The organism is Agaribacterium sp. ZY112 (assembly GCF_041346925.1).
Classification (GTDB): Bacteria; Pseudomonadota; Gammaproteobacteria; order Pseudomonadales; family Cellvibrionaceae; genus Agaribacterium.
On the sequence record NZ_CP166840.1, the window covers coordinates 4,090,371 to 4,103,877 of the forward strand.

General features: G+C 44.4%; 13 protein-coding genes. 2 read left to right on the forward strand and 11 right to left on the reverse strand.

Annotated elements, in window-relative coordinates:
• Nucleotides 1-213: 213 nt before the first annotated feature.
• A complete protein-coding gene (locus tag AB1S55_RS17815; RefSeq protein ID WP_370979538.1) occupies nt 214-1,434 on the reverse strand; it encodes an SGNH/GDSL hydrolase family protein in 1,221 nt (406 codons plus the stop codon).
• A gap of 135 nt (nt 1,435-1,569) precedes the next feature.
• Here AB1S55_RS17815 and AB1S55_RS17820 point away from each other — a divergent pair, with 135 nt between their 5' ends.
• Nucleotides 1,570-2,487, forward strand: coding sequence for a hypothetical protein (locus tag AB1S55_RS17820; RefSeq protein ID WP_370979539.1), 918 nt, complete (start codon nt 1,570-1,572; stop codon nt 2,485-2,487).
• Here the strand turns inward: AB1S55_RS17820 and AB1S55_RS17825 are convergent.
• The 10 genes from AB1S55_RS17825 to AB1S55_RS17870 all read right to left on the reverse strand — a co-directional run bounded on the left by AB1S55_RS17825 (nt 2,477) and on the right by AB1S55_RS17870 (nt 10,833).
• Complete coding sequence (locus AB1S55_RS17825) at nt 2,477-2,998, reverse strand: DUF1697 domain-containing protein (RefSeq protein ID WP_370979540.1); 522 nt, start codon at nt 2,996-2,998, stop codon at nt 2,477-2,479. The two genes, AB1S55_RS17820 and AB1S55_RS17825, sit on opposite strands and share 11 nt — an antisense overlap.
• Before the next feature lie 19 nt (nt 2,999-3,017).
• The gene (locus AB1S55_RS17830) at nt 3,018-4,046 is read right to left on the reverse strand and encodes a polysaccharide deacetylase family protein (RefSeq protein WP_370979541.1); all 1,029 of its coding nucleotides are present in this window, start codon (nt 4,044-4,046) and stop codon (nt 3,018-3,020) included.
• A 239-nt stretch (nt 4,047-4,285) separates the two neighbouring features.
• On the reverse strand, nt 4,286-4,600 hold the full coding sequence (locus tag AB1S55_RS17835) for a sulfatase-like hydrolase/transferase (protein WP_370979542.1): 315 nt from the start codon (nt 4,598-4,600) through the stop codon (nt 4,286-4,288).
• Nucleotides 4,600-5,520 carry an alpha/beta hydrolase gene (locus tag AB1S55_RS17840; protein ID WP_370979543.1) on the reverse strand — a complete coding sequence of 307 codons (921 nt, stop codon included), beginning with the start codon at nt 5,518-5,520 and terminating at the stop codon, nt 4,600-4,602. The genes AB1S55_RS17835 and AB1S55_RS17840 overlap by 1 nt, the downstream gene beginning before the upstream one ends.
• Before the next feature lie 56 nt (nt 5,521-5,576).
• Nucleotides 5,577-7,031, reverse strand: coding sequence for a M23/M56 family metallopeptidase (locus tag AB1S55_RS17845; protein ID WP_370979544.1), 1,455 nt, complete (start codon nt 7,029-7,031; stop codon nt 5,577-5,579).
• Entirely contained in the window at nt 7,024-7,401 is a 378-nt protein-coding gene (locus AB1S55_RS17850; RefSeq protein ID WP_370979545.1) for a BlaI/MecI/CopY family transcriptional regulator, read from the reverse strand. The genes AB1S55_RS17845 and AB1S55_RS17850 overlap by 8 nt, the downstream gene beginning before the upstream one ends.
• Before the next feature lie 291 nt (nt 7,402-7,692).
• A complete protein-coding gene (locus AB1S55_RS17855; RefSeq protein WP_370979546.1) occupies nt 7,693-8,076 on the reverse strand; it encodes a GFA family protein in 384 nt (127 codons plus the stop codon).
• Between the two features lie 31 nt (nt 8,077-8,107).
• On the reverse strand, nt 8,108-8,482 hold the full coding sequence (locus AB1S55_RS17860; protein WP_370979547.1) for a hypothetical protein: 375 nt from the start codon (nt 8,480-8,482) through the stop codon (nt 8,108-8,110).
• A 91-nt stretch (nt 8,483-8,573) separates the two neighbouring features.
• The gene (locus AB1S55_RS17865; RefSeq protein WP_370979548.1) at nt 8,574-10,421 is read right to left on the reverse strand and encodes a mechanosensitive ion channel family protein; all 1,848 of its coding nucleotides are present in this window, start codon (nt 10,419-10,421) and stop codon (nt 8,574-8,576) included.
• A 76-nt stretch (nt 10,422-10,497) separates the two neighbouring features.
• Entirely contained in the window at nt 10,498-10,833 is a 336-nt protein-coding gene (locus tag AB1S55_RS17870) for a rhodanese-like domain-containing protein (protein WP_370979549.1), read from the reverse strand.
• Nucleotides 10,834-11,122: 289 nt separating this feature from the next.
• Between AB1S55_RS17870 and AB1S55_RS17875 the strand changes: the two genes are divergently transcribed.
• Nucleotides 11,123-13,483 carry a molybdopterin-dependent oxidoreductase gene (locus AB1S55_RS17875; protein ID WP_370979550.1) on the forward strand — a complete coding sequence of 787 codons (2,361 nt, stop codon included), beginning with the start codon at nt 11,123-11,125 and terminating at the stop codon, nt 13,481-13,483.
• Nucleotides 13,484-13,507 lie beyond the last annotated feature (24 nt).

The window sequence follows — 13,507 nt, forward strand, 5'->3', positions numbered from 1 at the left end:
ATCCGATAAATAATAAGAGGGCTGCTCTACCAAGAACGATTTATACCATCGCTATAAATAAGACCATAGCCATATAAGGACTATGAGCTTAGACCAAAAACACAACAGGGCAGATGTGTACACATAGCTTAAGGCGCAAGCAGTATTAGGGCGCCATGATAAGCCTGTAGGCGTATTTGTACAGTGCTATTGGGTGGTAAAACAGCCAACAACTTACTCAGCCACCATCAAACCGACTATGACCGCTTTATGACCGGAAGATTCGGCTGAGCCTTCTCGTAATACGGTCGAATTAACTTGGCAACTTAAACGGTGCTGACCTTCGGCAAGTTCATCAAACAGCATGGTCGCAGCAAGGCGATCATAGCTTTGAGCAAAGCGATCCCAAAAGGCAACCCGCGTCTGCCCTCCGTCATCCACCGAGCATGTCATTTGCCCGCCATCGCTGATCTTCATCAACTCCAAACCAATAACTGAACCGCTAAAGTCAAACTGAAAGCTCTGACCAAGCTCGCACACAAGTCCGATAGTTTGATGAACACAGCTATGGTCACTGACCGTTGAAGCGGCCTGAATAGTTGCATGCTCTAGACCCGATGCCATCAACGTCGTCGTTGTCTGCCCCAAACCCTTCGCACCAATAAGCTGGGGCTCTAAAGCCGAAATGACCGCGTCAGCATAGAGCCTATGGCCTTGATTATTAGGGTGCACACCATCTGGAAGATAGCTTGTGATCGCTAGCGACTCTGAAAGTACCTGCTGCCAAAGGGCGGAACCTACATCAATGTAAATAAGGTTGTTTTGCTCGGCTGCCTCACGAGAGAACTCAACATTATAGGGCTCTTGACCATTGCGCACAGAAGCGCCAAACCAGCTAGCGGTTGTAGCAACCGAAACCAGCACAACGTCGGGGTTTATGGCCCGTAATTTATAAACTAAGGCATCCATATGCTTGACCACAAAGACCCTATCCATAGGATCATTCACTGCAAATTCAATAAACACCAGATCAGGAATAAAGCCAACTAAGTCACGCTCAACACGAAAGGTAGCGTATTGCGAGTTCGTACCACTGACAGCGATATTTCGTGAATTGATGCCCTGTTGATAATACTGTTCTAGCCAATCTGCAACGAGGTAAGACCACGCTTGGTCAAGCGGCGTTGCGGCGGCGCCTTCCGTAATGGAGCCTCCAATAAACACCACATTAACAGCTTCTGATACAGAAGATCTGGGCTCACGCCTAAGTTCAGAGCTAGGCGCAGGACTGGGATCAAGAGAAGGCGAGTGATCGGGAGTTGGACTGAATTGTGACTCTGGGCTGGAACCCATGTCGGCAGCAGGAGCTTCCTCCTTTTGCGCCGTGCCTCCACATGCGCTCACAAACAAAGCGGCTGCAATAATAGATGTAAGTATTAGAAATCGACGTTTCATAAACAATTCCTTAAGCAGATCGCAGCAACACAGTGATTAACTGCGCTGTGTTTTATTGTTTTTTGTGATCTTAAGCTACGTAAAGCAAGAAGCTTGCGGCCATTGCATATACTGATAAATAAGGCATGCACTATAATGGATGCCAATAAACCGATAGTCACACTGATTAAAATGACAACAAGAGTCCCATCTTTTTTTCTATCGCTTTTTCTATTTAAGGCGTTTTTTAGCTTCGCTGCACTTGCGAGCCAAGCTCAAAGCAATAATGCAGACATTCCTAAAGAGTTAGTCGTTGCTGCTCGAGGAATGCCTGAGATCTGGGCCGAACAAGTTGGCAAGCAAAGCTGTGATCGCTATAAGTTACCCGAGCAACATGATTTAACTCGAGGCTTTTATGAGAGCCTGATCGCATGCCGAGCGTTAAAAGCTGCTGGTATAGACACCCGTTTTAAGTTTATTGCCCCGCCAAGCCATGCACGCGCCATTCGTATGGTTGAAGAAGGTAAGGTCGACCTACTAAGCGAAAGTGCTTGGTTAAGTGATAGCAACCCCGAACTTGTCTATATCAGCGATGCTGTTGTTCGTGAGGGGCGCTTTGTAAAAGGGCTTTATGCACTCAAAGGCCATCCGATACTAGCAAGCGAAACACCAGAACAAGACTACAAGAACTACCGGGCGATTACGGTTGAGTTTTGGCATCACGACAAACAGGCTCTAAAAAGTATTACCGACAACATCGTTTATACGGCGCAACACAACCGAGCTCATGAAATGCTTTTAGCTGGGCGAGCTGACTACACCCTTTATAAGTTCGCAGAACAAGAGAACCTAGAAACCAATGTCGAGGGCGTGCCCGTACTGCCTGTTCAAGGTATTAAAGTGGCGCTACCTGGCAGCCGTCATTTTTTAGTTAACGCCCAAAAACCCTACGCCGACAATTTAACCAAGGCATTAAACAAAGGTTTAATGATATTAAGAGAAGAACAAGACATTGAAGACTTCTTGGGAGTCTCACCAACGGCTGTAGAAGACTGGATTCTACTCAACCCTTAGTACATAAAGCCTGTAACTTTAGCACGGTGTTCAAATTGCGCCCCGTTGCAGCAACAGCAAGTAGCTTGTCGATATTGGCAACCAGTTTAGAGCGACCAATGCCTTCAGGAGCATGCAAATAAAAGGCTTTCTCGCCCACGGTATAGGCCTCGCTCTCTTTTTTTACAGACTCTAAGTTCTCTTCATCTAGCTTAGGTCGATCTTTACAAAAATAAATGTGTGCGGTTTTGGGCTCACACTGTTGATAAGGGTTAGCCTCTGCAACAGCATTGAATTCAGCCTCACTCAACAAGATCAGCTGCGGACTAAAACCAAAGTGCTGTTCTAGCTTGAGCTTTAACTCATCCAGCTTAGGTTTCTTTTGTGCCTGAAAAACAACATTCCCACTTTGAATATAACTAGCCACAGATTGATAATCCATAGACTCTAACAAGTCCTTAAGCTCTTTCATTGGCATCAGATTCTTGCCGCCAACATTAATAGCACGAAACAACAATACGTATTTATTCATCACTTTCTACATTCCCAACCTAAGGTTTATCTACAACATTAATAGCTTCGGACGAGGTTATCATTGATACCGAAGGCTTGAGTACCCTGTATTTATCGAACAAAGCATTCAGCGCTTCCATGTTTTCATTGCCCGCTCTAAGCTCATCAATTGAACGGCCTGCTTCACGAGCTAAGGCTGCCACACGCCCCTGCTTATGAAACAGCACACTGGGAAGGTGGGTCACCAAGCCAGAGTCTGCTATTGGGTCTTGATAGGCTTTTGTTGGCGAAATAATTTGCCAACCTTCGGCCTCTATACGTTTAACTAGAGCAGGAATAAAGAGAGCTGCACTATCATTTTCGTGCAACAACAAAACATGCCTAGGTGAGCGACCGAGTGTATCGATAGCAAGCTTGTCATAAAACCGAATAGCCTGCCAAAGCACGTCAACATATAACCGCTCTGCTGCCTGCCAATCTATCTGCCGCCCCTGTTCCTTGGCTTTATTTAACAACGAATCGATATACCAGTCATAGTTATCTACAGTGACATAAGCATTTTGGTAGCCCATCGCTTGCAAACCACTCTGCAAAGCAGTAATAGACTCGGCATCGTTACCGTAGTGTAAAAAAGGAAACCGAAAAAAAGGCTGAACAGAATCAAAGTCACTTAAGATGCTTTTAGCGTGTTGTACATCGTCTAAAAATGTAGACACCGCGGTCTTATTAGCAGAACGATGGCTATGGCTGTGATTAGCAAGCTTATGCCCAGCATCACTATAGCGCTTAAGCCGCCCCCTGCTTTGTTCATTTATATTTTGAGTTGTCACTAAAAACCAAACCTCATTAACACCTACCGAAGCTAAGTTGTTAATCAATAAGTCGGTTCGTTCTTGCCCCGTCATTAACGTGCTATCGGGCTTTGGCGCATCATCAAAGGTCAATGCAATTTCACCCGCATCCACCTTATTAAGATGCAGAAAGAACAGCGTTAAGAATCCCAAACATAGTGAGCGGTTGCTAGTCTGATCGAATAACAGGCTCGAGGCTTTAAACAGCGAGTTCATTTACAGATCCCTTTTTTCAAGCAGTTGTTTCATTTTTTTAGCTCGTTGAGGATATAAAGCAAAGAGGTTATGCCTCTCCCCTAAATCCTTATTGATATCAAATAAAAACTGATTGTGATCATCAACTAGGCACTTCCACCATCGCCGCATAACCTTTACGACTAGCTTCGTGCATATCCCAATCTGTATGCCACTGCCTTTACTTAAGTCTGGCGATTGATACGGGGGGTACACCACTGTTATAGGCCAAGTTCAGAAAAGGATAGCCGAGCGGGAATGCACATAGGAGCAGAAGTGTGGTGCCCCTCAAATAACAAACTTTCTCGCTCTAAACGGTTCAGTGATGGCGTTTGAATATCTTTAGCACCATAGGGCTCAATATCGGCATAGCCCATATAATCGGCCATGATCAAAATCACATTGGGTGTTTTTCTCGCCTCTTGCACTGGCTCTTGAGCCAACTGTAGCCCAGTTTTTTGTTCGGCCGCTTGTAACAAGTGAGTAAACAGCGGCGTCAATAATAAGTAAAATAATAAAATAACCGTCTTAGCCACTAGTGAATCTCTTTAACTGCAAGTGTTTCAATAGAAGCCTTTCTGGCTTTCTTTAAAACCCGAGGTAAGGCATCAACAAGCAAAAACGGAAAAGCGCTAAAATGCGAGGCGCCCTGCAATTCAAAGCTCTGCAGTTCTAAACTTGGATATGCTCTAGCAAGCAATGTACTGTGCAGTTTATATACATCATCAACCATGTTCTTATGCCGGTTTTTATTCTCATTAGCGCCTATATACATAAGGACATTTGCAGCTAAATCTTTATTGTTTTTTGCGTAATTTTTTTCCAGATTAAAAATAGCAGCGTTGTCATACCACAAAGAAGGGCTGCCAATAATATATTGATCAAACAACTCAGGCCGTTCAAATAGAATACTCAAGCCTAGTAGGCCGCCAAAAGAGTGCCCTGCATAGATCTTATTCGTCAAATCAATTCGATAGTGTTTAAGTAAATAAGGCAGCACATCTTTTTCAATATAATCCATATAGGCCGATGCTTGGCCCGAATACTTTTGCGCCTCTAATGAGTGAGCACCTCGCTCATTAGGAGCATAAGTAGGTGTGTAATCACGAGTGCGGCTAAGTTGTGCTGAATCTCCCTTAGAATAAGAGATGGCAACAGCAATAAAAGGCAGGGTATCTCGAGCCCCCATTAATGTAGAAACACCACTGATTAAAGGAAAGGAGAAATCTGCATCACTTAGGATAACAATAGGATAATCGCTCTTACTGTAGTTATAGTCTTTTGGCAGGTGAATATGCAGGCTATAGACATGCTTACCTTGAGTAGATGCAAGCTCTAGGGTCTGAGTGTGAATAATGCTGCTTTGACCAAGATTGTGGTCTTTTGCATATATGTTTGAAGTCAGTAATAGACCAACAACGTAAGTTTTACTTAAAACTAAACGAATAAAGTTCAAGACAGGACACTCCTTTTATAGTGTTAATAACTATTAAAAAACACAAAGACAGGGTGTTAAAAATCAATATAAGTGTTGGGATCAAGAGCCTGTTCGCCACGACGAAGCTCAAAATGTAAATGAGGTCCTGTACTTTTTCCGCTACTGCCGACCGTGCCAAGCTGCTCACCCGCCAAAACCAGCTGCCCAGCATCAACTGCGATACTGTCCATATGTGAATACAAGCTACTAAAACCTTGCTCATGCTCGACCAACACAGCTAAACCTAGACTCTTATGCAGGCTACTATCATCAGCAATACGTACAATGCCTGCATTAGCACTCACTATCGCAGTACCGGTCTTAGCTGCTAGATCAATGCCTCGATGTGGTTTAGCATTTCTGATTTTTTGTTTGACACCAAATTGAGAGCTAACCCTATATGCTTGTATGGGCTGCTTCTTAATCGGAGGCTGCCAAGCTTGTAGGTTAGGCAGTGCCGTTGTATTGGAAGCTAAACCGATATTGGCAAATAGAGACATAGACAAGGCCGTAATAACAAATACTATCCGCCCAAGTTTATGGCCATGTCGAGGCGCATCATTAATATGTAAAAAACGTTTCTTATTAAACGCTCGCCCCCGTTTACGATCAGAAAACCCGGCATAAACCGCTCTGTGTAGAGGCTCAGAACTCAATTTCAAACACTCTAATAGTGCTAAAGAGTAAGTATGTTGCTTCTGTTGGTGTCGGTTCAATACGCCCCGATCACAGCTAAGTTCTATCGCCTCCATAAAGGCTCGCTCAAATAAACGCAGTATTGGGTTGTAACTAAGCAGAGAAACAAGCAGTCGTAAGTACCAAAGCTGCTGATGGTCTTTACGCTGAATATGCACAAGCTCATGATCGATAAGTAGTAGCTGCTGCTCTCGACTTAACTTATAAATAAAATTTGGAAGCACCAACTTAGCTTGGCTTCGACCATAGACAAAAGGCGCAGTGGCTTTATTACTTTGCAATACACACACTTTATGCTTTCTTAGAAGCTGCTTTTGTTTTTCTAAAAACAACTGTTTATCTGCTAAAGGTAACGATCTCAACCAAGCTTGCATGCTTAAGTGACTATAAACAAAGCGCCCCAGCCCCCAAAGAGCCAGAATCAAAGCCGTAATAACCATAGGCATAGCACTTTTTTCTAAAAATGTGCTCAACCAAAAGGCCACTGTCGCCTTAGCTTTTTCTAAATATAAATACCAAGTACTTGTTGTTTGTACAGAGTTAGAGCTGACGTAAGCCCCAGTTTCGGCCGCATGACTCTCGTGCAAAGCGGCCTGCCACCAACTGAGATCAAGAGCATGCTGCAGCTCTTCAGAAAATAAAGCCAGAGGTAACAGTGGCAGTAAACTTAAACAGATAAGTGACAGTATTAACGCTCTGGACTCATCAAATCGAAAAGAACTGTAACGTAATAAAGCATAAAAAAGGCAACTTAAACCCAAACTTGCCAATAAAGCTGCAGCAACTTCATTCATCTTCAGCCTCCGGCTTTTGCTGCAATAAACTTTCCAGCTCAGCTAATTCGTCTTCATCAACCAATTGGCTAGCACCAAATAAAGCGGCGGGCATTGGGCTCTCGAGTTCTAGTACTCGAGAGGCAAAATCGCGAGCATAAGCGGCTAGTGTTTTGAGCTTCTCTACTTTTGCAATGTAGATTTTTTTATTGCCATCGCGGGCTATGCTTACCAAGCCTTTATCACCCATGCGCTCTAGCACTTTACGTGTAGTGGAATAACTCCACTGAAGCGGCTCACCAACAGCCTCATGCAAGGCTCGAGCAGTTTGAGGTTGAGACTTCCACAAGCTTTTTAACAAAGCCAATTCTGGCGAAGTGGGCTGGGCCATAAGTGTCTTCCATTTACAGTAAGGACGACATAGTGCGACAAACGTCGCACAAGATCAAGAACTTTGTGTGACAAGTGTCGCAGGTAAAAATCAATAAAAAACGAAAGCGTCAAAGAATTAGGATATTGAGAGATAGAAAAACAGAGGAAAGCTAAAGTAATAAGATGAATCATAGCAGCACCGCAGCCAATCAAGATAAAACACATTCATCATGTATCTTTTAGCATTGTGTTAGCACGAGAATCCCTAAAAGACGTGGCATTATTCTGAGGCTAACTTTTAAATAACAAACTAACTCAGTTTTGATTTGTGAGCCAGTGACGCCGCATTAGCCTCCCAATTTTCACCATCAAAACGCTGAATACTTACCATCTCTGGCGCCTGATCTAGACAGCGAAGATTAACATCCACCCCATCGGGGTTGGAGCGTGGAATATAAAAAGATTTTACCCCACAGTGCTTACAGAAATAGTGTTTAGCCACACCGGAATTAAAGCCATAAAGACTTAGATCTTGCTCACCTTGTAAAAGCTTAAATTTAGTCTTGGGTAAGATTAAATGTAAAAAGCCCGTCTTTTTGCAGATGGAGCAATTACAGTCTTCCACTTCAACACAATCTGGCGCTTCAATTTCAAAACGCACAGCACCACAATGGCAACCACCTTGATAAAGCATAAAGAATCCTAGGATTGACGAGCAGAAACGGCTAAGACTGTAATTGCTGCTTTAGCCACACACCAGCACAGCGTTCATCTGTAAACACCTCACAGCACACCCCCTTACCTTTCAAATATTCAGCAGCATAACGAATACTGCCCATTGAAGACTCCCTATATTCAACCCAAGCAAAGTGATAGCGCTCATCTATTTTAAAGTGCCTAAAAATACCATCAATTTTAAAAGCCATTGAAGAGCTCAGAGGGGCCGTACTGCGACTAAGGCCAAGTACGGAATAACAGCGGTGCGCTTCACAGAAATGGCTCAACTTATCAAAAAGACCAACAAGGGCTGGAAAAGTGTTATCACCGCCATATTCGACCCTAACCCAGTAGTCACATTTTGTTAGTAGCACTTCACTCATAGCAGAACCTGTTCACGTTTAGCCTATTAACCATAGCAAGCCAAAAGAAGTAAAAGGTGCCAAGGCGCTCAATCATCCGCTATTAAAGGCTTTATGATTCAGGTCCAGTATTTACAGGAGGCTTAGCGGCCACAGGCAAGGCATTAACACCGTGGTGATGCACGTCCATTTGTGGAAACGGAATCGTAATACCCTGCTCATCAAAGCGCATTTTAACAGCTCGAGTGACCGCCCAGTGCACCTCCCAATAGTCTTCTGTTTTCACCCAAGGCCTAACCACAAAATTAACCGACGAATCGCCAAGTTCATGTACTCGAACAAAGGCTTCCGGTTCGCTCAGCACACGCTCATCTGCCTCTAAGATTTCATTTAAGATCTTTTCAGTTTTAGCGATATCATCACTGTAGGAAATACCAAAAACCATATCAACTCGACGAATACGCTGCTCCGTCAGGTTTTTTATGGTTCCCTGCCAAATGGTGTTATTAGGAATGATAAAGGTTTGATTATCCAGCGAATGTATCGTGGTATTAACCAAACTCATTTTTTTCACAACACCCAGTACACCACCCGCTTCAATCACATCGCCTTTATCAAAGGGTCTATACAGTAAGATCAAAATCCCCGACGCGAAGTTAGACATAGAATCCTGAAGCGCAAAGCCAATAATAAAACCGGCAACCCCCAGACCAGCTAAGACAGGCCCCAGTGATACGCCAACCTGAGACAGAGCAATTAATAAGCCCATAAAGACAATAAGGTTAGCTGCGCTGGAAATAATCATACGCTGCAGTAACGATGACAGGGGTACACGAGAAGAGTTCATCGCTTTGGTCATTAGCTTTCGAACCAAACGCGAGAGCTTGTAAGCAACAAAAATAATAACCAATACAATTAAACACTTAAAGAATACAACAGGAGCATTACTGGCAAGGCTTTGCCAAGCACTATCAAGCATTCTATCGACGATACCAACAGCCACTTTGGCATCAAGAATATCCGAGCTGACTTGCCCCGTAGCAAGAATAATTTGCTGATCGTAGTAGCTTGTATCAATGCCCATTTCATTCAATAGATTGATAATGGCCGTCAACTGCTTTGAAAACATGGTAATTCGGTTATCGATAATAGCTCGATCGCGGCCAATGTCTTTATCATCTGCAACAACAGCTAAGCTCATGCCAAGTGCTTGGCTTTTATCAAGCGACAAACTTAGGCCCGCAGATAAGGTTTCAGCTTGCTCATTTAAATCCCGCTTAAACCCTTCCCTCTGATCATCGACATCAATAGTAAATTGCTCGGTTAGGTTCAAAGCCTGAAGGTAGTGTTGCTGATTATTATCTAAGTCGACCCACAGCTGCTGCACCGTCGCATCCGCAACAGCTTGTTTAGCCGGATCTAAGCCATCTTTATGCTGACGGACTTCTTCGAAGATCAAGCGATTACGTTCTTTTAACGCTTGCCCCAAAACACGGGCACTAAAGCTCACCAATTCATCGCCATCGAGTTCAACTCGAAACTGCGCTCGCTGCTCCTTTGGCACTTTGTTTAACCAAGCCGTTACTTGCGTAGAGAGATTTTTATTAACACGCAATAAACGCACACGACTCAACTCTTTGGCAAGGCCGCTTTCGTTCTTCATCCGCGCATTAAGCGCATCAATCTTCTTTAACTGGACATGAATAGCCTTGTAATAATCGCGATAAGACTGCTGTTTTGCTTCTTCTACCTTTTGTTTTTCGAGCTCTGCTTTTTGCTTTTCTAGCTCAGCGTCACTTAACTCTTTAGGCTGCTCTAGAGTCGCGGCCTTATCAACATCGCTATTTCCGCCTTTTGCACTAGCCTTCGCACCCTCAGCAAAACAAGAAGAGGTAGATAAAAAACACAATAAAAAAGTAAAGGCGACAAAGGTGCCTCGGCTGCGAGTATGACTCAGCATGATTCTTCCCTGTAAACAAACAACATAAGAAATGAGCAATACAAGGCTCGTTTTTCAATAGAATATAAAACCAAACTTACTGAGGGTCGACGAGTACGCTCTTATACCCTGCTTCAATCAGGGCTGCATAGCCTCCACGATTGACTGCGCCAGTCCAGCCTGCTTGCAGTAAAGCATCCGTAGCAATGCCTGAGCGGCGGCCGCTGCGACAATAGAGCATAATCTGGTCATCTTTATCGATACCCTGCTCTCGAACACCAGCGACAATATCGCTATACACAATATTTAAAGCGCCTTCGATATGACCACTATTGAACTCCCCTGCACTGCGAACATCAATCCAAACAGTTTCAGCAAGAGCGCTAACACTGGCGATGCTGAATACTAAACTCAACAACAGCTTCTTATACATAATTACTCCTTAGGATTTGGCGAATGTAAGTCGCTTAGGTATTTCTTAGGCAGCCATTTTAAATGGCTTAAAGACAGGGTGCTATTTAAGCCCCCGCTAACAATCTTACTTCAAGACGCACTTTCAAGCTTTCAAAGCCACGACAATAGACTTAATGTAAAACAACAATAAGGCCTAAAAGCTATACAGCTTGCTTAAGGTCAAGCGCTTAACGCCCCAAAGAGCGACAATAAGAGCACTGAAACCCACATAGGCTCTAGCCTAACAAGCTTTGCTCTAAAAAACAGCCATGCCCAAACAGATCCACAGTTATTGCGCGCTTTGCATCTCAAAATGCGGCTGTATTGCTACCGTCGACGATGGTCGCTTAATCAAAGTAAATAAAGACCCGACTCACCCTACAGGCCAAGCTTTTTGCCTTAAAGGTAAAGCCGCCCCGGAGCTGGTTTATCATCCTGAGCGTTTGCTCAAACCACTTAAGCGTATCAATAGCAAAGATGCCGCTGAGCCACAGTGGCAAACCATCTCGTGGCAGCAAGCACTGACAGAGATCCAAGAAAAACTGCAAAGCATCAAAACAGAGTCAGGCCCTGAGGCCGTCTGTTGGGGCATCACAACCCCCAGTGCTACAGCGATATCCGATAGCTTTATGTGGATACACCGCCTTGCCCATAGTTTTGGTTCGCCCAACAAACTCTTTGCCACAGAAAACTGCAATTGGCATAAAGACTTTTCGCTGAGCTATACCCACGGCAAAGGTCTTGGTATGCCTGACTACAGCAATAGCGACTGCATTTTGCTTTGGGGCTTTAACCCGGCGTCGAATTGGATAGCGCAAGCCAGCCTGATTAAACAGGCTCAAAAGCGCGGGGCAAACTTGGTGGTTATCGACCCCCGCAAAGCGGGTCTCGCTAAAACGGCCGACCTTTGGTTAGACTTAAAACCAGGCAGCGACGGCCTTTTAGCCAATACCTTAGCCGCAGAGCTGATTGAGCAAAACAGCTTCGATAGCGACTTTGTAAAATGCTGGACAAATGGCTGTTTCTTAGTGAGAGAGGACAACGGTGAATTTCTTCGCGCCCAGCAACTAAGCCCAGATCAAGCCCCAATCTCCAGCAGTAATAGCCAATCTGAACAACAAGATTATCTCGCATGGGATGAAGAGAAAGACTGCTTAGTTCATCACAGCAATAACAGCAGCGATAACAAAAACCTCCACAATAACGCTAAGTCTCTGGCTCTGTTTGGTGAGTTCACACTGACAATGAAGGACGGCCAAAGAGTCTTTTGTCGCCCCGCATTTTCGCACTACTACGAAGAGTGCCGCCGCTTTACTCTTGAGCAAGTCAGCCTTGCAAGCGGTTTAAGCGAATCGCAGATCAGAGAGCTCGCCCAATTAATAGGACGCAGCCAAAAGCTCAGCTATTTTAGCTGGACAGGCACAGCCCAACATCAGAACGCCACACAAACCACGCGAGCACTCGCCTGCCTCTACAGCCTTAAGGGGTGTATAGATAAAAAAGGGGGCAACGTTTATTTCAGCAAGGCCAAAACCAAAGACCTAATGGGTTTTAATTTATTAGGTAAAGAGCAATTAAGCAAAGCTCTAGGCCAACAGCCAAAGATGAAAGCCCAGGGCTTAGCAACACCTGCGGATAAAGGCTGGGTTAATTCTAATGATTTATACCAAAGTGTATTAACAGCCAAACCCTACCGTACTCGCGCCCTCATCGCCTTTGGTGGTAACCCGATTGCCACCAAAGCAGATTTAGGTCGCACCAAGGCCTTGCTCTCAGCTCTGGAGTACTACGTACATATTGATTTGTTTCTCAATGACAGTGCAAAACACGCCGACCTCATCTTGCCGGCCTGCAGCGCATGGGAGCGAGAGGGCTTAAGTGTTGGTTTTCAAACAGACCAACAATCGGAATCCCATATTCAGCTTCGACCACAGCTGGTACCGCCGCAAGGAGAGTCCAAATCCGATACAGCCATTGTTTTTGCTTTGGCAAAAGCACTCGGCCTTAAACACGACTTTTTTAATGGCGATATTGAACAGGCAATAGATGCTCACCTTGAAACAACCGGTTTGAGCTTGTATGACTTAAGAGCCAAACCTCAAGGCATTAACCGACAACTACACAGCCATTATCAAAGCTACAAAGATCAGGGCTTTGCAACTGCAACCGGAAAAATCGAGCTTTACAGTGAAGCCTTGTTTAAGGCCGCCAATACTGCCTGCCCACGCTTTGACTTAACACCGCATGAGAAAACAACGCGCTACCCCATTTCACTAAGCTCAGCCAAGCATAGCGCCCACTGCCACAGCCAACATAAACAAATAGCCAGCTTAAATAAAAGCGCCAATAAACCCATTGCCGAACTGCACTGTGATTTAGCACGTAGTTTAAGCATAAACTCTGGCGATAGCCTACTTATTGAAACTGCTCTAGGCTCAGTTCAAGCCCAAGCCTTAGTCAGCCAAGATATCGCTGCCAATACCGTTTGTATGCAATACGGCTGGCAAGATCCCAAGTACAACTACAATGCCCTTGTAACACACGAGCAAGTCGATCGTTTTTGCAGCTCTAGCGCATTTAAAAGCCAATATTGCACGGTTAAAAAGATGAGAGCATCAACAGAAAGTTAAAGGGCACCCATTAAGGAATTAACA